At 62.8% G+C, this 21,309-nt stretch carries 19 protein-coding genes; 13 read left to right on the plus strand and 6 right to left on the minus strand.

The features are described from left to right. The 4 genes from YU9_RS0135680 to YU9_RS0135695 form a co-directional block, all read left to right on the plus strand. Positions 1–303: chemotaxis protein CheW (locus tag YU9_RS0135680; RefSeq protein ID WP_027577026.1), on the plus strand; the 303-nt coding region annotated here is incomplete at its 5' end. Between the two features lie 71 nt (positions 304–374). Next, the gene (locus tag YU9_RS0135685) at positions 375–740 is read left to right on the plus strand and encodes a PleD family two-component system response regulator (RefSeq protein WP_007600538.1); all 366 of its coding nucleotides are present in this window, start codon (positions 375–377) and stop codon (positions 738–740) included. 75 nt (positions 741–815) lie between these two features. Next, positions 816–2,015, plus strand: coding sequence for a chemotaxis response regulator protein-glutamate methylesterase (locus tag YU9_RS0135690; RefSeq protein WP_027577027.1), 1,200 nt, complete (start codon positions 816–818; stop codon positions 2,013–2,015). Next, on the plus strand, positions 2,012–2,884 hold the full coding sequence (locus YU9_RS0135695; RefSeq protein ID WP_027577028.1) for a protein-glutamate O-methyltransferase CheR: 873 nt from the start codon (positions 2,012–2,014) through the stop codon (positions 2,882–2,884). Before YU9_RS0135690 ends, YU9_RS0135695 begins: the two co-directional genes overlap by 4 nt. Positions 2,885–3,043: 159 nt before the next feature. Here the strand turns inward: YU9_RS0135695 and YU9_RS0135700 are convergent, their stop codons facing one another. The 4 genes from YU9_RS0135700 to ctrA form a co-directional block, all read right to left on the minus strand. Beyond that, positions 3,044–4,204, minus strand: a complete 1,161-nt coding sequence (locus YU9_RS0135700) for a glutathionylspermidine synthase family protein (protein WP_027577029.1) — start codon at positions 4,202–4,204, stop codon at positions 3,044–3,046. 85 nt (positions 4,205–4,289) lie between these two features. Next, on the minus strand, positions 4,290–4,679 hold the full coding sequence (locus YU9_RS0135705; RefSeq protein ID WP_027577030.1) for a hypothetical protein: 390 nt from the start codon (positions 4,677–4,679) through the stop codon (positions 4,290–4,292). 1 nt (position 4,680) lies between these two features. Further along, positions 4,681–5,085: a DUF350 domain-containing protein gene (locus YU9_RS0135710; RefSeq protein WP_027577031.1), complete on the minus strand. Its 405-nt coding sequence runs from the start codon at positions 5,083–5,085 to the stop codon at positions 4,681–4,683. Positions 5,086–5,250: 165 nt separating this feature from the next. Next, positions 5,251–5,952, minus strand: a complete 702-nt coding sequence (gene ctrA, locus YU9_RS0135715; protein ID WP_016848562.1) for a response regulator transcription factor CtrA — start codon at positions 5,950–5,952, stop codon at positions 5,251–5,253. 416 nt (positions 5,953–6,368) lie between these two features. Here ctrA and fliI point away from each other — a divergent pair, with 416 nt between their 5' ends. The 6 genes from fliI to YU9_RS0135745 all read left to right on the plus strand — a co-directional run bounded on the left by fliI (position 6,369) and on the right by YU9_RS0135745 (position 12,718). Next, on the plus strand, positions 6,369–7,694 hold the full coding sequence (gene fliI / locus YU9_RS0135720; protein ID WP_027577032.1) for a flagellar protein export ATPase FliI: 1,326 nt from the start codon (positions 6,369–6,371) through the stop codon (positions 7,692–7,694). A gap of 121 nt (positions 7,695–7,815) precedes the next feature. Beyond that, positions 7,816–8,235, plus strand: coding sequence for a flagellar export protein FliJ (gene fliJ, locus YU9_RS0135725; protein WP_011084990.1), 420 nt, complete (start codon positions 7,816–7,818; stop codon positions 8,233–8,235). Positions 8,236–8,553: 318 nt separating this feature from the next. Next, positions 8,554–9,099, plus strand: a complete 546-nt coding sequence (locus tag YU9_RS0135730; RefSeq protein ID WP_027577033.1) for a sigma-70 family RNA polymerase sigma factor — start codon at positions 8,554–8,556, stop codon at positions 9,097–9,099. A 37-nt stretch (positions 9,100–9,136) separates the two neighbouring features. Further along, positions 9,137–10,192: an anti-sigma factor domain-containing protein gene (locus YU9_RS0135735; protein WP_027577034.1), complete on the plus strand. Its 1,056-nt coding sequence runs from the start codon at positions 9,137–9,139 to the stop codon at positions 10,190–10,192. A 226-nt stretch (positions 10,193–10,418) separates the two neighbouring features. Then, a complete protein-coding gene (locus YU9_RS0135740; protein ID WP_027577035.1) occupies positions 10,419–11,378 on the plus strand; it encodes an AraC family transcriptional regulator in 960 nt (319 codons plus the stop codon). A 116-nt stretch (positions 11,379–11,494) separates the two neighbouring features. After that, the gene (locus YU9_RS0135745) at positions 11,495–12,718 is read left to right on the plus strand and encodes an NAD(P)/FAD-dependent oxidoreductase (protein WP_027577036.1); all 1,224 of its coding nucleotides are present in this window, start codon (positions 11,495–11,497) and stop codon (positions 12,716–12,718) included. Between the two features lie 351 nt (positions 12,719–13,069). Here YU9_RS0135745 and YU9_RS0135750 read toward each other — a convergent pair whose 3' ends face one another. Next, positions 13,070–16,414, minus strand: a complete 3,345-nt coding sequence (locus YU9_RS0135750; RefSeq protein WP_027577037.1) for an AAA family ATPase — start codon at positions 16,412–16,414, stop codon at positions 13,070–13,072. Between the two features lie 1,289 nt (positions 16,415–17,703). Continuing rightward, the gene (locus YU9_RS48455) at positions 17,704–17,919 is read right to left on the minus strand and encodes a hypothetical protein (RefSeq protein ID WP_156952318.1); all 216 of its coding nucleotides are present in this window, start codon (positions 17,917–17,919) and stop codon (positions 17,704–17,706) included. A gap of 509 nt (positions 17,920–18,428) precedes the next feature. On the opposite strand from YU9_RS48455, the gene YU9_RS48460 reads away from it, so the two are divergent. The 3 genes from YU9_RS48460 to YU9_RS44895 all read left to right on the plus strand — a co-directional run. Next, a complete protein-coding gene (locus YU9_RS48460) occupies positions 18,429–18,566 on the plus strand; it encodes a hypothetical protein (protein ID WP_156952319.1) in 138 nt (45 codons plus the stop codon). Between the two features lie 540 nt (positions 18,567–19,106). Next, a complete protein-coding gene (locus YU9_RS0135775; RefSeq protein WP_027577040.1) occupies positions 19,107–19,736 on the plus strand; it encodes a TerC family protein in 630 nt (209 codons plus the stop codon). Positions 19,737–19,930: 194 nt separating this feature from the next. Next, a partial coding sequence (locus tag YU9_RS44895; protein WP_156952320.1) for a CHASE3 domain-containing protein occupies positions 19,931–21,309 on the plus strand: 1,379 nt, incomplete at its 3' end.

The following is a 21,309-nucleotide window of genomic DNA, read 5'->3' on the forward strand; positions in this document are numbered from 1 at the left end:
CTGCGCGGCCGCATCGTCACCGTCGTCGACATGCGGGCCCGGCTCGGCCTGCCGAGACCTGAGGACGGCAAGACGGCGATGGCGGTCGGCGTCGACCTGCGCGGCGAATCCTATGGCCTGCTGATCGACCAGATCGGCGAGGTGCTGCGCCTGCCCGAGGACGGCAAGGAGGAGAACCCCGTCAACCTCGACCCCCGCATGGCCAAGCTCGCCGGCGGCGTCCACCGCCTCGACGGCCAGCTCATGGTCGTGCTCGACGTCGATCGCGTCCTCGAGCTCGCGCCCGAAATGATGGCGGCCTGATACGGCGGCCCTGCCGCCGGCGGACCTGCAATTGGAAGTGTCCCCGCAAAGGGGAGGAAGCAGAGGTTCACATGCGAACTTGTCTCGTCGTTGATGATTCCAGCGTCATCCGCAAGGTTGCGCGCCGGATCCTGGAGGGCCTCGACTTCCAGATCCTCGAAGCCGAGGACGGTGAGAAGGCGCTGGAGGCCTGCAAGCGCGGCCTGCCCGACGCGGTGCTGCTCGACTGGAACATGCCCGTGATGGATGGCTACGAGTTCCTCGGCCATCTCCGGCGCATGCCCGGCGGCGACCAGCCCAAGGTCGTGTTCTGCACCACCGAGAACGACGTCGCGCACATTGCGCGGGCGCTGCACGCCGGCGCCAACGAGTACATCATGAAGCCGTTCGACAAGGACATCGTGACGGCGAAGTTCCAGGAAGTCGGCCTGATCTGAGCGATCGCCCGGAGGCTGAACGGATCCTTCGGCGCTTGTTTTCAACTGAACCGTTTCAGTCTGAGTTGGTGAGTAATGAGTGTTGCGTTCGCAGGTAATTCGACCACGGGCACGTCGCGCGAAGCCGGACTGCTGCGGGTGATGATCGTCGATGACTCCGTCGTCATCCGCGGTCTGATCTCGCGCTGGATCGGCGCCGAGCACGACATGGAGGTCGCGGCCTCGCTGCGCACCGGGCTCGAGGCGGTCAACCAGCTGGAACGCATCAACCCCGATGTCGCCGTGCTCGACATCGAGATGCCCGAGCTCGACGGCCTCTCGGCGCTGCCGCAGCTGCTGGCGAAGAAGCGCAATCTCGTCATCATCATGGCCTCGACGCTGACCCGCCGCAACGCGGAGATCAGCTTGAAGGCGCTGTCGCTGGGTGCGGCCGATTACATCCCCAAGCCGGAGTCGACGCGCGAGGCGGCGGCTGCGGATATTTTTCACCACGACCTGATCCAGAAGATCCGCCATCTCGGCGCGCGGCTGCGTCGCAAGCCCGCGGTTGCGAGCCCGCCGCTCGCGCCGGCGAGCCCGGCTCCGGCCGCGCGCGCTCCGGCTGTCACGCGGCCCGCTGCGCCCGCTCCGGCTCCGGCCGTGCATGCCCTGTCGTCAGGCGCGCTCACCACGCGTCCGTTCTCGACCCAAGTGCCAAAAGTGCTGCTGATCGGCTCCTCGACCGGCGGTCCCCAGGCGCTGATGTCGCTCGTCACCGAGCTCGGGCCGGTGATCGACCGCTTCCCGGTGCTGATCACGCAGCACATGCCGCCGACCTTCACCACCATCCTTGCCGAGCATCTGGCGCGTTCGAGCCGCCGGCCGGCGAGCGAAGCGGTCGATGGCGAACCAGTTAAGCCGGGACGGATCTATCTTGCGCCCGGCGGCAAGCACATGCGCGTCGCGCGCAACGGTGCGGACGTCGTGATCGCGCTCGACGACGGTCCCGCCGTCAATTTCTGCAAGCCTGCGGTCGATCCGCTCTTCACCTCCGCCATCGACATCTGGCATGGCGCCATCCTCTCCGTGATCCTGACGGGTATGGGATCGGACGGCATGCGCGGCGGCAAGGACATCGTTGCCGTCGGCGGCAGCGTGATCGCGCAGGACGAAGCCTCCAGCGTGGTCTGGGGCATGCCGGGCGCGGCCGCCAATGCCGGCATCTGCGCGGCGATCCTGCCGCTCAACCAGATCGGCGCCAAGGTCAATCGCCTGTTCGCAGGAGACCGCTCGTGACACCCGCGGATTACGACTATCTGCGCAAGTTCCTGAAGGAGCGCTCCGGTCTCGATCTCTCCGCCGACAAGCAATACCTGGTCGAGAGCCGGCTGCTGCCGCTCGCCCGCAAGGCAAGCCTTCCCGGCATCCCCGATCTCGTGCTGAAGATCAGGAACGGCGACGGCCGGCTTGCGACCGACGTGGTCGAAGCCATGACCACCAACGAGACCTTCTTCTACCGCGACAGGATTCCGTTCGACCATCTGCGCGAAACGATTTTGCCTGGCCTGATCCAGGCACGCGCCGCGCGCAAGTCGATTCGCATCTGGTCGGCGGCCTCGTCGACGGGGCAGGAGCCCTATTCGATCGCAATGTGCGTGAAGGAGATGGGCGCGGCCCTCACCGGCTGGCGCGTCGAGATCGTCGCCACCGACCTGTCGGAGGAGGTGCTGGAGAAATCCAAGGCCGGCGTCTACACCCAGTTCGAGGTGCAGCGCGGCCTGCCGATCCAGCACCTGATGAAGTACTTCACGCAGGTCGGCGAACTCTGGCAGCTCAACGCCGACATTCGCGCCATGGTGCAGTTCCGCCAGCTCAATCTGTTGCAGGACTTCTCCCATCTCGGCACGTTCGACGTGATCTTCTGCCGCAACGTGCTGATCTATTTCGATCAGGACACCAAGGCGGTGATCTTCGAGCGGATGGCTAAGGCGATGGAGGCCGACGGCACGCTGCTGCTCGGGGCTGCCGAATCCGTCGTCGGCATCACCGACGCGTTCCGTCCCCTCGCCGAGCGCCGCGGCCTCTATCAGCTCAACCCCGCGCGCTCCGGCCGTCCGATGGGCGGGCTGATGCCGCAACCGCTGAAGCTCGCCGCGGCGAGGTGAGGTCTCTCTGTCATTCCGGGGCCGCGCGTGAGCGCGGAGCCCGGAATCCATAACCACAGGCCATCGAAATAGGCAGGCGGTTAGACGTGGGCCCTTTCATCCGCCTGTGGTTATGGATTCCGAGCTCGCGACTTTGTCGCGCCCCGGAATGACGGTCCCTCACAAAATCGCGTGCGGCAGAAACCGCGAGCGGTTGCCCGTGATCGGGCTCTCGTCCTCGCGGATCGACAATCCGCACGGCTCGTGGTTCACCAGCCAGCTTCCCACCACCGGATAGAAGCCGGAAAAATTCGGCAGCGGCGACAATGCCTGGCGCACGAAACCTTCGGTGCCGTAGGGGCCTGCCTGCTCGTCGAGCGGCACGCCGCCGGACACCAGCGTGACATTGGCGCCTTCGCGCGACAGCAGCGGCTTGCGCACATAGGACGTGCCGAGCTCGGCGGCGCGCGAATCGTCCTCGAAGAAGGCCGGCAGCAAATTGGGATGGTTTGGAAACATCTCCCAGAGCAGCGGCAAGATGCCCTTGTTGGAGAGCACCGCCTTCCACGGCGGCTCGATCCAGCGCGTCGGTGCGTCCTTCAGCTTGGCGCCGAAGTCATCGTGGAACATCCATTCCCAGGGATAGAGCTTGAATGCGAGCGCGATGTCGCCATCGTCGAGATCGACGAAGCCGCCAGGCTCGTCGCGCCAGCCGATCTCCTCGATGTCGAGCAGCCTGGTCGAGAGGCCGGCCTGGCGCGCGGTGTCTTCGAGGTAAGCGAGCGTGCCGGCGTCCTCCTCGTTGCCGGTGATGCCGGTGAGATGGACGTGGCGGCCGCTAGCGATCTCCTTCCACGCCGCGATGAGCCGCTCATGGATGGAGTTGAACTGATCGGCTCGCGACGGGATGACGCGGCGTTCGATCGCCTGCTCGAGCCAGGTCCATTGAAACACCGCGGCCTCGAAGATCGAGGTCGGCGTGTCCGCGTTGTATTCGAGCAGCTTTGCCGGCGACTTGCCGTCGAACTTGAAATCGAGCCGGCCATAGAGGCTGCGGTCGTCGCGCTTCCAGCTCTCTGCGATCAGGCCCCAGAACGCTTCCGGTATCTTCAGGCGCCGCAAGTGGCGCTCGTCGCCGATGATGCGGCCGGCAAGCTCCAGGCACATCGCGTCGATCTCGCCGGTCGGCGTCTCGATGCCGCGCTCGATCTCGTCCAGCGTGAAGCCGTAATAGGCGCGCTCGTCCCAATAGCGCTCGCCGTCGATGGTGTGGAAGACGAAGCCGCATTTCGCTGCGGTCTCTCGCCAGTCGTCGCGCTCGAGACAGGTGATGCGCTGCATGTTATCTCCTGCGCATGATCTCCGCGCAAACGCGTTCCGCGTTTGTCGCGAGGGAAAACCGGCGGCCACTTTTCCGGATCATGCGCTAGCCGCCGCCCGAGAAGCCGTGGCCGAACGAGCCGAAGCCGCCGCGGCTCACGCTGCTGTGGCCGGAATCGGACGACGACGTTGTCGACGGGGAATGGCTCGAGGAATCGCCGCTGAAGAAGCTCGATCGCGACGACCAGCGCGAGCTGCTGCCGCCTGACGAACTGCTGCTGCTTGTGCATGTCGTGGTCGTCTGCCCCGGCACGGCTCCCGGAGTGGGCTCGCAGGTCTGCCGCGGCATCAAGGTGTAGGCGGTGGTGCCGACCGCGATCGTGCCCATCACCAGCAGCGCGACATGGCCGGAGCGCTTCACCGGCGGCCGCGCAGGCGGCAGCTCGGCCACCGGCCGGCGCTTGCCGAACTCCTTCTTGGAGAGCTTGTCGGCCATGTCAGTAGATCATGCTGGCGGCGTTGAGCAGCCCGGCGGCGAGCGAGGACAGGCCGAGCCAGATCGCCGGCGCAAGCTCGCCGGCGGAGATCCGCGCCGACAGATTGGACACCGGAACTTTTACGAGGAAGAACACGATGACCTGCACGACCAGTGCGATCGTCGCCCAGATCAGGCAGTCCAGCACGTTGGCCGAATGCGCGATGGCGCTGACCAGCGGCGCCACGAAGCCGAGCAGGCTGAGCCCGAGCGCGATCGCCGCGGCCGGCTCGTTATCCCGGATGAGCTGAAATTCGTTATGGGCCGTGATGCGGGTGTAGACGAACAGATAGGCCACGGTCGCGATCAGCCCGGTGCAGAAATAGACCAGGAAGGCGGGCAGGCCGGCGAGTGATTGCAGGATCATCGTTCCCCCATCGTGCAGCGACCATTCGTCGGCGGGGAGAGCGTAGCGGTTCAAACCTTAAGCTTCGGATGAAGCTGCCCCCAAAAACGAAAACCCCGCCATTTGCGGCGGGGTCCAGGCTGGGAGGAGCGAGCCTGACAGGGCTCGCGACGTAAACCCAGAAGATCAGGCGGGGATGCGCTCGTCGGCCTCGTGCGGCTCGCGCAGCACGTAGCCGCGACCCCACACGGTCTCGATGAAGTTGCGGCCCTCGGAGGCGTTGGCGAGCTTCTTGCGGAGCTTGCAGATGAAGACGTCGATGATCTTCAGCTCGGGCTCATCCATGCCGCCATAGAGATGGTTGAGGAACATTTCCTTGGTGAGGGTCGTGCCCTTGCGCAAGCTGAGCAGCTCCAGCATCTGATATTCCTTGCCGGTCAGATGCACGCGTTGGCCGCCGACTTCCACCGTCTTGGTGTCGAGGTTGACGACGAGGTCGCCGGTCTGGATGACCGACTGGGCGTGGCCCTTGGAGCGGCGCACGATCGCGTGGATGCGGGCCACCAGTTCGTCCTTGTGGAAGGGCTTGGTCATGTAGTCGTCGGCGCCGACGCCGAGACCCTTGACCTTGTCCTCGATGCCGGCGAGGCCGGAGAGGATCAGAATCGGTGTCTTGATCTTGGAGACCCGGAGCTGCTTGAGCACGTCGTAGCCGGACATGTCGGGCAGGTTGAGGTCGAGGAGAATAATGTCGTAATCGTATAGTTTACCGAGATCGACGCCTTCTTCCCCCAAATCGGTCGTGTAGACGTTGAAGCTCTCCGACTTCAGCATCAGCTCGATCGACTGCGCGACGGCGCTGTCATCTTCAATCAGCAAAACGCGCATGCCAGTTCCCCATAGTCGCCGCTCCTGGGCGTCAGGTCGGCCGCATTCGCGGCACTCAACAAAACGCCTTTGAACAACTGATTCGGATCCTGACAACAGATGGTTAACAAACTCTGATTCTGGAACGCAAGTCCCCCCGGTGCAATTTTTGTCGAATCGCCCTAAGGTCTTGCGCGCGAAGCAGCTTTCGTTATCCGATTCCGTTCAAGCTCCACTTTAAGAGACGGGCCTAACCGACTCCCGCGACTCGGCCTTCTTCTGAAGGGGAGTCACGCTCAGTCACAAAGACAGTGACGCAATGATTAATGATGCGGGTAAACACGAAGTTAAGCGCCGTTCAGAAATATGGCGAAACTTAAGAGTTTCACCGTGAAGTCCCGGATGACCTGGGCGCGCCCCTTAATGAAGGCTCACCGATGAAGGCTCTTGCCGAACAGATCGGCGACATCGACGGCATCAACATTTACGGCCGCGTGGTCGGCGTGCGCGGCCTGATGGTCGAGGTGGCCGGTCCGATTCACGCAATGTCGGTCGGCGCGCGGCTCGTGATCGAGACCGGCGCCAACCGCACCATTCCCTGCGAGGTGATCGGCTTCTCCGGCAACAATGCTGTCGTGATGCCGTTCGCCGGCCTCGACGGCGTGCGCCGCGGCTGCAAGGCGGTCATTGCCAATGCCGCCAATCAGGTGCGGCCGTCCGCAGCCTGGCTCGGCCGCGTCGTCAACGCGCTGGGCGAGCCGATCGACGGCAAGGGACCGCTGCCGCAGGGCTCTTCGCCGATGCCGTTCCGCAATACGCCGCCGCCCGCACATTCGCGCAAGCGCGTCGGCAGCCCGCTCGATCTCGGCGTGCGCGCGATGAACACGTTTCTCACCTGCTGCCGTGGCCAGCGCATGGGCATCTTCGCAGGGTCCGGCGTCGGCAAGTCGGTGCTGCTGTCGATGCTGGCGCGCAACGTCGATGCCGATGTCAGTGTCATCGGGCTGATCGGCGAACGCGGCCGCGAGGTGCAGGAATTCCTGCAGGACGATCTCGGCGAGGAGGGCCTTGCGCGTTCGGTCGTGGTGGTCGCGACCTCCGACGAGCCCGCCCTGATGCGCCGCCAGGCGGCGTACCTGACGCTCGCGGTCGCCGAGTATTTTCGCGACGAGGACAAGGACGTGCTCTGCCTGATGGACTCGGTGACGCGCTTTGCCATGGCCCAGCGCGAGATCGGCCTGTCCGCCGGCGAGCCGCCGACCGCCAAGGGCTACACGCCGACCGTCTTCACCGAGTTGCCGAAGCTCTTGGAGCGTGCCGGGCCGGGATTGGGCGAGGGCGCCATCACCGCGATCTTCACGGTGCTGGTCGACGGCGACGACCACAACGAGCCGATCGCGGATGCCGTCCGCGGCATCCTCGACGGCCATATCGTGATGCAGCGCTCGATCGCGGAGCGTGGCCGCTATCCCGCGATCAACATCCTCAAATCCGTTTCGCGCACGATGCCGAAATCGGCCGATCCGCAGTTCTGGCCCGTCATCCAGCGGGCGCGCCAGGTGATGGCGACCTATGCCGACATGGAGGAGTTGATCCGGCTCGGCGCCTACCGGGCCGGCTCCAGCCCCGAGGTCGACGAGGCGATCCGCCTGCACGAGCCGCTCGAGGCCTTCCTGCGCCAGCGCAAGGACGAAAATGCATCACTCGCGGACGGCTACCGCCAATTGGCGCAAATCCTGGGCGATTTGGAAACGGAACGCTAACTTTGTCAGGTCATCATCCGACCCCACAGAGTAGCAGAGCCGGTCTTGGCCCTAACAGGGCCTTTGGGGTGACCGGTGCCGTCCCACGTGCAGCGGGGGGACTTCTGGGGAGTACGAGTCGATGAAGTCACGAGATACGCTCATCCGCCTGAAGAAGTTTCAGGTCGACGAGAAGCGCCGCCGGGTCACCCAGATCGAGACCATGATCGCCGATTTCCAGCGGATGTCGGTCGATCTCGAACGCGAGATCCAGACCGAGCAGGAGCGCGCCGGGATCAACGATCCCTCGCACTTCGCCTATCCGACCTATGCCAAAGCCGCGATCCAGCGCCGCGAGAACCTGACCCGTTCGGCCGACGAGCTCAAGGGTCAGCTCGATGAAGCCAAGGCCGCGCTGGCCGAGGCCTTCGAGGAGCTGAAGAAGGTCGAGCTCCTCGACGAGCGCGACCAGGCCCGCGAGCGCGCCGAGGAGAATGCCCGCGAGCAGGCCGACCTCGACAGCATCGGCCTGATGCGCGCCCGCATCGGCGCCGTCGCCTGACGGCGCCAGCAGCCAGACCATCCAGGAATTTGCCAAACCCGGACCCGCAAGGTCCGGGTTTTCGTATCTGCTGTCCACAGCGTGGCGCCGCGCCCCTTGGTGGTCGGCTTTGCCGCGCGCTATGGTAGCGGGAATGAATGCTGTGCCAGCGACGGCGGTGCCCACCTCTCCCTCGGGAGAGGTCGGCGCGGAGCGCCGGTGAGGGGTGACGGTCTCTCGTTAGCCCTGCACCCCCTCACCCGATTTGCTGCGCAAATCGACCTCTCCCCGTCGGGGAGAGGTGAAGGGAAGCAACGGGGCCGCGTTTCAGGGGGCTGAATGCTGACGCCGGCAGAGCTGGTCGAGCTGATCGAGGCGGTGGCGAGGGGCGATCAGGCCGCGTTCGAGCGCCTCTACGCCGCCACGCGCGCGAAACTCTATGGCGTCGTGCTCCGTATCTTGCGTCGGCAGGATCTCGCAGAGGAGGTCATTCAGGAGACCTACGTCAAGATCTGGAACAGCGCCGGCCAGTTCAATCCGACGCTGTCGTCGCCGATCACGTGGATGGCCTCGATCGCACGCAACCGTGCGATCGACATCGTGCGCAAGAAATCGGAAGTCTCCATCGAGGAAGAGCCTCAGGCGATGGAGGTTGCGGCCGAGAGTCCCGATCCGCTGGCGCGCCGCGAGATGACCGAGGAGCTGAAGCGGCTCCTGGAATGTATCGGCCGGCTCGAGCCGGATCGTCAGAGGCTCGTGCTTCTCGCCTATTACAACGGCTGGAGCCGCGAGCAATTGGCGGAGAAATTTGTCGCGCCCGTCAACACGGTGAAGACGTGGCTCCGGCGCAGCATGTTGGATATCCGGGAGTGCCTCGGACTGTGATCGCTTGGATGATGAGGGTGGTTCTGGACTGCAATTGATGGCCTACACGGAGGACCATATCGCGCTCGCCGCGGAATATGCGCTCGGCACGCTCGACGCCGATGAGCGCGCGCAGGTCGAGACCATGATGGCGGTGGATGCGGCGTTCGCCGAGATCGTGCAGGCCTGGGCCTACCGGCTCGGCGCTCTCAACCAGATGGTCGGCTCGGTCGAGCCGCGTCCGATCGTGTGGGAGAACATCAGGTCCGAGATCGCGCGCACGGCCCTGGCACAGGAGCCGCCCGCGCTGGCCGAGGGTTCGCCACCACCGCCTGTGCCGCCTGTGCCGGAGCTCTCTCTGCCAGACGCTGCATTGCCCGAGCCTTCACCGGAAGCGCCGGGGCAACAGCAGCCGGAACAGGCCGAAGCACCGCGCCGCGAGCCCGACGCCATTCCAGACGTCGCGCCGATCTTCATGCCGCAGGTCCATGCGCCCGATCCGGACGTCGTTCGCGCGCCGCAGGCGCCGGGCGTCGACGACAGCAATGTGGTTAGCCTCGAGGGCCGCGTGAAGCGCTGGCGCAACGTCGCATCCGCCGCCGCGGCGCTTGCGGCCGCGCTGCTCGTCACGCTGTCGCTCCAGATCTTCCTGCCCGACGCGCTGCCGGGCGCCTTGCGTCCCGCGCCGCGCATCCAGACGGTCGAGGTGAAGACCCCGGCCGCGCCGCTCGCCGCCTCCGCGCAATATGTGGCGCTGCTGCAGGGACAGGGCGGCGGCCCCGCCTTCATCCTCACCATCGACGGCGCGACGCGGAATTTCACGGTGCGCAAGGTCGGCGCGACGCCGGAGCCGGGCAAGAGCTTCGAGCTCTGGCTGATCTCGGACAAGCTGCCGCGCCCGCGCTCGCTCGGTGTCATCGGCGCCAGCGATTTCACCGCGCGTCCGCTGCTTGCCTCCTACGATGCCGAGGTCGTCAACGGCGCGACCTACGCCGTGACCGTCGAGCAGGCCGGCGGCTCGCCGAACGGCCAGCCGACCTCGGCCCCGGTGTTTTCCGGCAAGCTGATCGAGACCGTGCCGCCGGCGCAGCCGCAGGCGCCAGCGAAAAAATAGGTGCGTAGCCCGGATGGAGCGAAAGCGACATCCGGGACCACTGTCCCCGCATTCCGCTTTGCTCCATGCGGGGTACAAGGGCGCCTTGCTGTCGCCATGGTCCATCTCGCCGTCGCATCCCGACAAGTGCCCCTGAATCCGCCCCCGCTTTGAACCTCCGCTCAGTTCGCGGCGTCAAATCCCCGGAATTTGAAGTCCGCGATGCCGGAAAGGGCGAGAAAATCAGATGGATGCAGCGAGAACGCCGGGCATCTTCCTTCACCAATATGCAGGCCTGCCGCACGGCGCCGCATTCGAACATTGGCGCGAGCGCGCCGTCGGTCCCTGCGGCCTCGACATCGGGCCAAGCCATGGCGACAGCATCGATTGCCGGCTGCAGATCAGCGTCGTCGACAACATCGCGCTCGCCATTCCGGAAGGCGCCTCCGCGCAATATTCCCGCACGCAGAGCCACCTTGCCGACGGCAGCGACGATCTCGTCCTGATATCGGCCCATGCGGGGCTCGTCCGCGTCGGGCAGAACGGCCACACCGTCGAGCTCGCGCCCGCACAGATGGTGCTCGTCGACATGAGCGTGACCGGGACCGTCGGCCACACCGATGCAGACCGCTTCACCACCATTCGCATGCCGCGCCGTGCGTTGCTCGATATCAATCCGCGCGCCGAGGACAAGCTCTCGCAGGTGCTCTCGGACGGCGCGGTCGCCGAGACCATCTTCCGCTACCATGCGCTCGCCGCCAACCAGGCGCCGCATCTCGATGCGGTCGGCCAGCGCCTGACCGCGCAGCATATGGTCGATCTCGTCGGTCTCCTGCTCGGCACCGATGCGGAGCATGCAAGCCGCGCACGCGGCCGCGGGCAGGCGGCCGCTCGCCTCGATCTCATGCGCGCCGATGTGATGGCCGGACTCGGCCGCAACGATCTCTGCCTCGCCGAAGTCGCGACGCGCTCGGGGCTGAGCCCGCGCCAGGCCCAGCGTCTGTTCGAGCAGGCCGGCACGACCTTCACCGAATTCGTGCTGGAGCAGCGCCTGCTCCACGCGCGCAAGCTGCTCGGCGATCCCCGTGCCCGGGCGCGCAAGATCAGCGACATCGCGCATTCCTCCGGCTTCTCCGATCTGTCCTATTTCAACCGCGCCTTCCGCAAGCGTTTCGGCGCGACGCCGTCGGAGCTGCGCGAGGCGTAAGTCGCGATATTGTGCAGCGGCGCGGCAATGCCGCATTTGGTCGATGCGGGCTGTTGAGCTATATTTGCCCGCGCGGGCAGACCGCAGGATTGCTTAGGAAAGTGCAGTAGGCGGTCATGGCGCGTATCGTCGTGCTCGGCGCCGGGTTTGCAGGCCTGTGGGCGGCGATCGGCGCCGCGCGCAAGCGCGACGAGATCGGCGCGAACGGTGACATCGAGATCCGCCTCATCGACCGCAACGCCTATCACAATATCCGCGTGCGCAACTACGAGGCCGACCTCGGCGAGGTCGCGCTTCCGCTCGGGCAATTGCTCGATCCGATCGGTGTCAGCCATGGCATCGGCGAGGTCGAGGCCATCGATCCGGCACGGCGCGAGATCTCGCTCGTCACCAGCAGCGGTAAGGAGACGTTGCGCTATGACCGCCTCGTGCTGGCGCTCGGCAGTGAGGTGATGCGCCCCGACATTCCCGGCCTCGCCGCGCACGCCTTCGATGTCGACACCTATGCTGCGGCGCTCCGCCTCGAAGATCATCTGGTTTCGCTCGGACGCAGCGCGCCGTCGCCGGGGCGTTCAACTGTGATCGTGGTCGGCGCCGGCTTCACGGGCATCGAAGTCGCAGCCGAGATGCCCGACCGGTTGGCGCGTGCGGGCATCACCGGCAGCCGCCGCATCATCCTGGTGGATCCCAATCCGGCGGTCGGCGCCAGCATCGGTGCGCATGCGCGTCCCGTCATCGAGACGGCCTTGGCTGCACTCGACATCGAGACACGGCTCGGTGTGCGTGTCGCGTCGATCGAGGCCGCCGGCATCCGCCTGAACTCGGGCGAGTCCATTCCGACGCAGTCGGTGATCTGGTGTGCGGGCATGCGTGCAAGCCGGCTCGCCACGAGCTTTCCGGGCGGACGCGATCGCCTCGGCCGGCTCCTTGTCGACCCCTTGATGCGGGTTGCGGATGTCGGCGGCGTGTTCGCGGCCGGCGATGTTGCCTCGAGCGTGATCGACGGGCTGCATCCGACCGTGATGTCCTGTCAGTTCGCCCGGCCCATGGGCCGCTTCGCGGGCCACAACGTGGTGGCCGATCTCGCCGGCTTGCCGATGCTGCCGCTGCGGATCGACTGGTACGTGACCGTGCTCGATCTCGGCGCCTGGGGCGCGCTCTACACCGAGGGGTGGGATCGCGAGGTGCGCAACGCTGGTCAGGCCGCCAAAGCAACCAAAGAGACCATCAACCGCAAGCGCATCTATCCGCCGCTCTCGGGCCGCAAGGACGAGCTGTTCGCCGCCGCGGCGCCGACAGTGCAGGCGCCGCCGCCGACCTATGGGGCGCGGTCTCGTTGAAAAGGCGACGGGGTCGCGTGATCGAAATCGTCACGACCACAAATGAAAGCCGCTGTGCAACAGCCTCGCGTAGTTGAGTTGAGCGCAAGCGGTTAGAACCAGAGCATCATCCGACATGTAGAAGCCTTCTAATCGGCACTCTCAGAGTGGGCTCGGGCGGGCACCTGCAGCGGAGCGGCTGCCAGCCTTCGTCTGCTCCGGGGCCGTGGAGCCGATTTGCCGCTTGCTGCCGAGAGGTCGGCAAATGACCCCGAAGCAGAAGTGGCGTGTCCGCAGGATGTCCTGCTTTGCGCCAGAAGCGGCCCTCCTCTCCCGGTCGCATTTCGATCCAAAGAAGTCCAAAGCTGATCATTACCAAGCGCTTTCTAATCTTGCCTTGGCTCTGACAAGATCCGGAGTTTCAAAACCTTCGCTAAACGATCCGTAAATCTCGCCGAGTTGTAAGCGACACTTGTCTGCGTTGTGTCTCAGTTCGCTCAGGTCACACATGCTCAAGCAAAGTCTAAGTTCCAGGGACTTCGCTTTCTGTTCGTGCGCAACATCAAGGCCTTTAGAAAAGTAGCACTCCGCGTGATCCAAGTCCTGATTCGATCGGAGGTAGGCTTCGGCGAACAAACGATATATCTCAGCCTCGTAAAAGCGTTCGCAATTCTCCTCATTGAGCCTCAATTGCGCCTGCTTCAGAAAGTCGAGCGCTTTCGCGTAGTGTTCGTGCTCTATGCATGCATCCGCCAATAGGCCCAAAGCGTAAGACTCAAATAATAGCGCGCCAGTGGCGCGTTCTTGTTCCAAGCCCTCCTGAATTTCGGCGAGACCTTTCTCAAAGTTGCCTTGGTAAGCGCTTGCCCATCCCCGCAAAATCAGAGCCATGGCCAGATAGTGCGCAAACTGATGTTCCTCGCAGAACGCAACTGCGACGTTCGCCTCCGCGGCGACAGCGGTGGCATCGCCCCGAAGCTGATGCACGCGAAGGCTTATCGTTCGTGCGATTGCCTCACTGAAGGGATGTTGAGATGCATCTGCGTATCGGCGTGCCTCCGTGCACATTCGCAAAGCTCGATCTGGATGACCGAGCAAGCAGAGGGTCATGCCGTCGTATGCCCGTACATGAACTCGGGGGTCTTGTGCCGACAGGTCAAGGTATTCTGCAGCCTTACTGTCCTCACACAGGCCAAGACTACGTTCCAGCTCCGCGTGAGCATCGGCAAATTTCCCCTGTGCAAACAAGGTAAATCCTACAGCCTCGTGGGCAAGAACCCTGAAAACCGAGTTATCCGCCCTCTCGGCACTATCCAGCAAATGTTCTGCAAGGGCTTGAGCTTCACCAAGCGATGCGTGAACGAAGTTCCACGTCCATAAGCCAAAGATCGCAGGCAAGACATGTTCGTCAAGCCCACTCTCTTTGCAGAGTTGAAGCGCTCGCGTGTACGCATGCTTCACGCTGTCGGTGCTCCAACCCTTAGTTGCCCGGAGAGCGTTGCCGAGTGCTATCTGAAGCAGCAACTCCGACTTGTTGCGTAGCATCGGGTCGTCGATCTGCGGAATCTGATCCAACCCTTGCTTCAGGTGACGGACCGCTTCATTGTGCGCCGAGCGAGCCGCTGACTGTCTGCCTGCTTCGGACCAGTAGTGTAAGGCCCGTTCGTGATTCTTCGCCTGAGTATAGTGGTATGCAATAATCTCGGGCTGCGTTCGTACAGCTTCGGGGAATTTCTGCTCGAGTGCCTTCGCGATAGCGGCGTGCAGTTGCACGCGGCGGCTCTTCAGGAGCCCAGCATATGCGGCGTCTCGCACCAAAGCGTGCTTGAACGTGTATACCGCGTGTGGATTTTCACCCCTGCGGAACATCAGTTCCGAACGGACCAACTGATCAAGAGCTTCGTCCAACCTCTGCTTCGGCAGCGCGGCGGCGGCGCTCACAAGCTCGTAGTGAAATTCTCGCCCCGCGACAGCACCGATTTGAGCCACATCCCGCACCGGTGACAACCGATCAAGGCGGGCCATCAGCGAAGCCTGCAGGGTGGTTGGGATTGCGAATGACGGCAGAGGCCCCTCAAGAACATATTCCCCGTCACGCTCTCGCAAAAGCCCGCCTTCCAACACCATCTTCGTTAATTCCTCGACAAATAGGGGCACGCCATCGGTGTGTGCGAGAATATGCTCCATTACCTCCTTGGGGAGGGTTTTGCCTCCGGTCACCCGCAGGACCAACGCTGTGCCGTTACGTCGGCTAAGTCGGGTGAGCGGGATGATGGTGGTGTGAGGATAACTCGGCCAGGGGGGAGTGAATTCGGCTCTCGCCGTGATCAGCACCAGTGCCCTAAGCTGCGGCACATGCTCCACCGTAGCTGCTAGCAGCTCAAGCGAGGTTGGATCAATCCAATGCACATCTTCGAAAATGAGTAAGACCGGCTGCCTCGCCGCTAATCCATCAAGCTGGGCCAATAGTGCTGCGAAGGTCTTCTCTTTACGTTTTTGTGGAGTGAGGTCCTGCAGCCGGTGGTGATCATCCGCCGGCAGCACCAACAAGTTTGCCAAGACTGCCAAGTGTTCGGGATTACGTGTGGATTGCGCCAACAGAGCGTCCAGCTTGGATAGCTTCTCCCGAGGCGAGTCGCTGTGCTTAAATCCGGCCGCACGTTCGAGTTGGCTGATGAACGGGAACAATGCGCTGTGGGTATGATGCTCGGAGCAGAAATAGCGCAGGGTGGCGTGGGATTCACCCTGAAGCCGCTCGTTAAGCGCCGACGCAATGTGGGACTTGCCGATACCTGGCTCGCCGGTAAGTGTCACCACCCGACCTTCTTCCTGTACAGCTTGTCGCCAGCGGCGAAACAACAGCTCCATCTCCTCGTCACGCCCGAACAACGGTGGCAGCTTGGTCGTGTGCATCGCCTCGAATCGGCTCTCGACACCGCTAGTCCGCAGCACCTGATAGGCCCGGACCGGCTCCGCCCAGCCTTTCAGCGCGACGGGATCTAGCTCGCAGTACTCGAACTCTCCCCCGGCGAGCCGGCGCGTCCTCGCGCAGATCAGCACAGATCCTGGCTCGGCCATCGTTTGTAGCCGCGCGGCGAGGTTCGGCGTCTCACCAACAACTGCTTGCTCCGCCGGAACACTCCCAATCAGAAGCTCGGTGACCACCACAGTGCCTGTCGCAATGCCGACGCGAACCTCGAGGGCAGCGGCGACATTCCGGATGCTCGCTACGGCATCAATGATTACAAGGGCGGCGCGCACAGCCTGTTCGGCATCATCCTCATGCGCTTTCGGATAGCCGAAATAGATCAGCACCCCGTCGCCCATGTAACGGGCTATCTTTCCCTGATAGCGGCTTATGGCTTCGGTGATGCAGCTGTGATACGCGCCAATCAGCGCTCGCATATCCTCCGGGTCCAATCGCGCCGCAAGGGCTGTGGAGCCAACCAAGTCACAAAACATCACTGTAAGATAACGCCGCTCACCCTCATCCGGTCGGCTCAGGTAAAGTTCGGCTTTAGCCGGAGGCCTAACTTCGTCATCAAGCTCTGCGATGGCGCGCACCAGCTTGCGCCGATGACCTAGCAGGATGCCCAGCTCCTTTAGATCCTGTTCTGTCAGGTCGCGGACGACCGAGAGGTCAATGCCGTTTTCGGCGAAGCGCCGGGCGTACTCCGATAAGCCGATTGACTCAAGCCACTCCGTGACGCCTCTCATGGCCTGGCGCTCGCTCTCGATGTCCGAACAATCGTACACTACACAAAGGTATCACACACGAAGAAAGAGCGAACGCGCAGCGAATGAGTGGAGCGGTGGGCGACCGCGGCTAGTGAACCTCACTGCCTGCGCGCGGAGATCCCCTGTGGAACGAAATCATTTTGGGAGCTTGGCCAATTACGGCCGAAATATTGACCATTACGCAAGCCGCTCACTCCGGATTAGCCTCATGTCCAGCGAGCTCGCCGGCGGTCGCTTGCGCGAGGCAAGATTGGGAAACAAGGTCGTAAGATATCGTCAGGCGGGCAGTCGCGCGTCCCCGCAACGACATTTTGTATCGCGCAATACCGGGCGCTGACCCTGCCGCTGGTGGGCTGGGTGGGCGTGATAATTTTCCGGCATGCGAATCAAAGCGGAGACTGGCCTCTGAGGCCTCTAGGCGCCTCGGGAACCATTTCTGAGACTGTCCGGTTAGTTATGGGGGTGATGACAGGATCATCGCCATGAGGACTCAATCTCTCGCTGCGATCGCAATAGCTGTTCTTGCCGCTGGCACTGGGCTGGCAGTCCATTCTAGAGGTTCGCTGCCTCCTCAAACGCAGTCCACGCCGGCCACGCAAGTGGCAGACCGGTTAGCTGGCGGCTAACAGCCGGCGTTGCGGCATGGCGCCACTGACATGCGGCGAGCAAACGTCGCAGCAATAGATCAGCTATCTTTCCCTCGGGCATCGCCGTCGCGGCGACGTCAGATTTCGCCCGTAAATTATCGATGCCTCGGGGGCACACTCGTGGTTGTGGAACTCTCTCGGTCTGAGCCTGCATATCACTGCCGTTTCCGCGCGAGGCGGACGCGCCGGTCAGATTGAGCTATTCACGCCGCGCATCGGCCCTTATGCCGTCGGATGTAATTTCATAGTCCTCGCCGCGATGCCTGAGCCAGCCTGCCTTTACCATCGCGATCGCGGTCTCTTCACTGCATAACCGGTGGTTACCGCCGGGATAGTACAATTTCCCATCATGTGCGACCAAACGGCCGTACAGGTGCGCTTGCCGTAGCACTCTCCGCATTCTGGGCGTGGGGTTGACCATGATGCCCATAAACCTTGGGGCCTAGCAGTCCTTCCGAACGAAAATATATCGCGGCGCGCTGCCCGCGGCGAGGAGTATTACCGAATTGATACCGCATTGCAGAACGATGGCGCAACTGACGTTGCCGCACGGGGAGATGGGTCGCTTCCTGACCAAGCGAAGGCTGGCAGGCCACCGTCAAGCCGTAATGGATTGCGGCCTCAAGGAATTTGAATTGCAGTGGGCGCCGCCCGTCTTTCGTGTGCAAAGCCCGATAGCCGCGAAGCCGCACTATTGAGAGCATCTGCAACGTCCGCAAGAGGATCATCGCAATCAGCCTTCGAATCGTCTCTTTGCCCGCTTCTGGCGCGGTGCCGCGAGCCGCCCACGCCGATGCCTGCGAACATCGTTGTGCCGCCGCGCTCGGCCACCAGCATCAGCGCCTCGACCGCCGCCTACCAATTCGACGCATTTCTACTTGCGCTTCGACACTCCGGCGTGCGGTCCGACCGGACGTCCGCTTTGCACCAACAGCTGCCACTTCTCGCAAGTCAGCTCCTGGGCCCATTGCGGGCTTTGCCGCGCTACCCGTCGACCGTCAGGTTTTGACCCCAATTCGGACGTGGGGCATCGCAGACACACGGGGGATATGATCCCTTGGTTCCCAGCTTTGCGCTTCGGCGTGTTGAGGCCGAGCGAACCGCAGAGTGTGGTTCCGTTTCGAGGGCGTCGAACCACACGCGCTGCTCGAACCAGTTGCACTCGCGCCGTCAGGGCTCGTTCCAACAGAAGGATGGATGGCGTGCGTGCCAAACGGCTCGTGTCATGTTGCCGCGCGGTTAAAACGCGCGCGTCGATGCGTAGCATTGTCTTTCTGATTGCACGGGCCGTCTTTTAGAGAGGCCATTTTATCGATCGTGGGTGCGCTCTTAAGAGAAGCCAGCACATGATTGAGCTTTGGAGCAAGTGGTTTGAAACCTTGGCCTCGGTCGAGGGGCTGGCAGCCATCGTCGTTGTTGCCGTCATGACCGCCGGCGTACTTACGCTGATTGAGGGTCGGCGGCATAGGACCAAAAAACACTAGGTGCAAAGACGCAAAAACTGCCAACTGGCCCAGGGTGGTTCCGCAAGTAAGTGGCCCTTATAAGATGCTCGTATGCAGGAGGGTCAAATGATCGCTTCTCATGCAAGTTGGAACAGGAATGCTCGTTGGCGGGAGACATTCTGCATATTCGCGCTGTTGAGCATCCTGGTCGCGGCTCCCGCCCTCTCGATAATACTCCTTCTGGATTCGCAACTCGTCTTGCCAGCGCTCAGCCTTCTTCTCGGACGCGATGATCACCGCGCTCTTGGCCCTGGCTAAGTCAGGGACTGCGACGGTCGGAAAAATTTCTCTATGGGATATCGCAGGTGCGTTCACAATGATCGGTTGCGCCGCGGCGATTTTTGGCGAGCCAGATCAAGTAGCACTGCTTTTCGGGCAGCCCGCAGGACAACATTCGGACGCCGCTGCCGGGGATAGTTACCTGGAGCTGTATTGGCTGCCCTGCTTTGGAGGTAACCCGTATGGTCGACCTGCAGATAAATACGCCCTCGCTCGGAGCGGAACCTGGGACCATGACCCTTGATAGACTATCTCCAGACGGATGTTCTTAGCGTACTCTTGCAGGTCGTTCTGATCGACCTTGTGCTCGCTGGCGATAACGCCATCGTCATCGGCCTTGCTGCAGCGGGACTTCCTCAAGCTCAACGAGCCAGGGCCATTTTGATCGGGATCGTCGCCGCGACGATACTGCGCCTTCTCTTAGCGGCGATAGCGACGCAAATCCTGCAAATCGTCGGCCTTCTGCTCGCTGGGGGGATCCTGTTGTTGTGGGTATGTTGGAAGATGTGGAGAGAGTTGCGCACGTCCCCCGCAGGGCCCACAGTTTGGAAAGGGACCATAGGAGCCCTTGCAGAAAGCAACCCCCGCAAAACACTCTTCCAAGCGAGTTGGCAGATCATCGTGGCCGACGCTTCCATGTCTCTCGACAATGTCCTGGCCGTCGCAGGGGCGGCGCGCGAGCACCCAGTGGTTCTGATTTTCGGCCTGGGGCTTTCCATCGCGATGATGGGCATGGCCGCTTCTTTCATTGCCGGCCTTCTGCAAACTCACCGATGGCTCGCTTACGTCGGACTGGCCGTCATTCTGTATGTCGCAGTTGAGATGATCTTTCGCGGAACATTGGATGTCATGAAGGTCGCGTCCATATGACGGCCCTGTTGTGTCCGACGGCACGGAAATGCCAACGCCCGTTGTCCAGAGATACTGTCTGAGCTCCGCTCCGCAGAGGCTGCGCCGCTTTGCCCTATCACAGTCCCATGCCAAATTCTTGCGAATGCCATCGCTTGGGAGCAATGTCGCGCTAGCTGTCTGGTCGGGCCGCGTATATCGACCTGGAGGGTCAAGTGCCCCCTTTCTCGAATTTACCGATTTTGCACAAATTGGTGGCCGCGTTTGCAGCCGTGATAGCAGTTATATTTGTGAGTGGCGCAATCGTATACGACAGACTTGGCGTCATCGAAGAGGCCAAAAACTGGCGGGTCCATACCACTGACGTGTTGGACACACTAGAGATGGCTGTGGCCGCAGCGCTTGATCAAGAAACGAGTCTGCGCGGCTATTTGCTCAGCGGCGACGAGAAATTCTTGGACCCATACCGCGTTGGCGGCGACAACTTCATCGCGGCGATCCGGAAACTTAGAGCACAGACTTCGGATAATCAAGACCAGCAAAACCGGCTCGATGAATTAAACAAGCTGGCGGAAGCCTGGCGCATCGAGACCGCTGAGCGGGAGATCGCGCTGATGGCGAACCCCGCGATTCGCGAAAAAGCGCGCAGGCTAGAAGGGTCTAGCGGCAACGCTGCCATGGACGCAATCCGCGCCAAGGCGAGCGAAATCGAGAAAGTTGAGCGCGATCTGTTGGCAAGGCGCGACGCCGTGCAGAAGCAGGCTTACGCCACTGCATACACGACGACCGCCCTTGGCGCCGCAGCCTCGCTCATGATCGCGGTTTTGATGGGCATGCTACTCACGCGCGCTATCGCGACGCCGATCACCCGAATGACCGGCGCCATGACCGCATTGGCCAAGGGCGACACTAGCATCGACGTGCCCGGGATTGATCGGCGTGACGAAATCGGCGCCATGGCCGGTGCGGTCGAAATTTTCAAGAAGGCTGTCATTGAACGCCAAAAGACNCAGGTCGAACTCGCTCATGTCAGTCGTGTCGCGACCATTGGGCAGCTGACGGCCTCGATTGCCCATGAAGTCAATCAGCCGATCTCGGCTGTGCTGACCAATGCGGACGCCGCCTTGAACTGGCTGGGCAATNACCCGCCCAATCTAANTAAGGCCCGCGAGTCCCTCGAGCACGTNGTCGCAGATAGCCGACGAGCTGGCGAGATCGTCCACCGNATCCGNGCTATGGTCAGGAAAGCGCCGGTACCCAGAAGCCGCATCGACCTCAACGAAGCCGTGCTGGACGTCGTNGCCATGGTCCGAAGCGAGGCGGTGAGGCATAAGATTTCGGTACAGACGCAACTGGAGGAGGACCTGCCGCCGATCGAAGGTGAGCGCATTCAGCTCCAGCAGGTGCTCCTGAATCTNATCCTCAATGCCATCGANGCCGTGAACANCGTTGAGAACGGCACGCGGGAGCTGCTGATCAGTACCGAAAGGGACGTTGCGGGCGATTTACGTGTCGCCGTGCGAGACTCGGGCCCGGGGCTCGACCCGACGAGTGAGGAACGCGTTTTCGAAGCGTTCTACACGACTAAATCGCA

Origin of the sequence: Bradyrhizobium sp. WSM1743 (assembly GCF_000473065.1) — a bacterium.
Taxonomy (GTDB): domain Bacteria; phylum Pseudomonadota; class Alphaproteobacteria; order Rhizobiales; family Xanthobacteraceae; genus Bradyrhizobium.

Excerpts from the sequence above, each read along its gene's own strand:
- YU9_RS0135690 (WP_027577027.1), top strand. The coding sequence starts at position 816 with ATGAGTGTTGCGTTCGCAGGTAATTCGACCACGGGCACGTCGCGCGAA.
- fliJ (WP_011084990.1), top strand. The coding sequence starts at position 7,816 with ATGAAGTCACGAGATACGCTCATCCGCCTGAAGAAGTTTCAGGTCGAC.
- ctrA (WP_016848562.1), bottom strand. The coding sequence starts at position 5,952 with ATGCGCGTTTTGCTGATTGAAGATGACAGCGCCGTCGCGCAGTCGATC.
- YU9_RS0135730 (WP_027577033.1), top strand. The coding sequence starts at position 8,554 with ATGCTGACGCCGGCAGAGCTGGTCGAGCTGATCGAGGCGGTGGCGAGG.
- YU9_RS0135735 (WP_027577034.1), top strand. The coding sequence starts at position 9,137 with ATGGCCTACACGGAGGACCATATCGCGCTCGCCGCGGAATATGCGCTC.
- YU9_RS0135745 (WP_027577036.1), top strand. The coding sequence starts at position 11,495 with ATGGCGCGTATCGTCGTGCTCGGCGCCGGGTTTGCAGGCCTGTGGGCG.
- YU9_RS0135750 (WP_027577037.1), bottom strand. The coding sequence starts at position 16,414 with ATGAGAGGCGTCACGGAGTGGCTTGAGTCAATCGGCTTATCGGAGTAC.
- fliI (WP_027577032.1), top strand. The coding sequence starts at position 6,369 with ATGAAGGCTCTTGCCGAACAGATCGGCGACATCGACGGCATCAACATT.
- YU9_RS0135740 (WP_027577035.1), top strand. The coding sequence starts at position 10,419 with ATGGATGCAGCGAGAACGCCGGGCATCTTCCTTCACCAATATGCAGGC.
- YU9_RS0135710 (WP_027577031.1), bottom strand. The coding sequence starts at position 5,085 with ATGATCCTGCAATCACTCGCCGGCCTGCCCGCCTTCCTGGTCTATTTC.
- YU9_RS0135685 (WP_007600538.1), top strand. The coding sequence starts at position 375 with ATGCGAACTTGTCTCGTCGTTGATGATTCCAGCGTCATCCGCAAGGTT.
- YU9_RS0135700 (WP_027577029.1), bottom strand. The coding sequence starts at position 4,204 with ATGCAGCGCATCACCTGTCTCGAGCGCGACGACTGGCGAGAGACCGCA.
- YU9_RS48455 (WP_156952318.1), bottom strand. The coding sequence starts at position 17,919 with ATGCTGGTGGCCGAGCGCGGCGGCACAACGATGTTCGCAGGCATCGGC.
- YU9_RS0135705 (WP_027577030.1), bottom strand. The coding sequence starts at position 4,679 with ATGGCCGACAAGCTCTCCAAGAAGGAGTTCGGCAAGCGCCGGCCGGTG.
- YU9_RS48460 (WP_156952319.1), top strand. The coding sequence starts at position 18,429 with ATGATTGAGCTTTGGAGCAAGTGGTTTGAAACCTTGGCCTCGGTCGAG.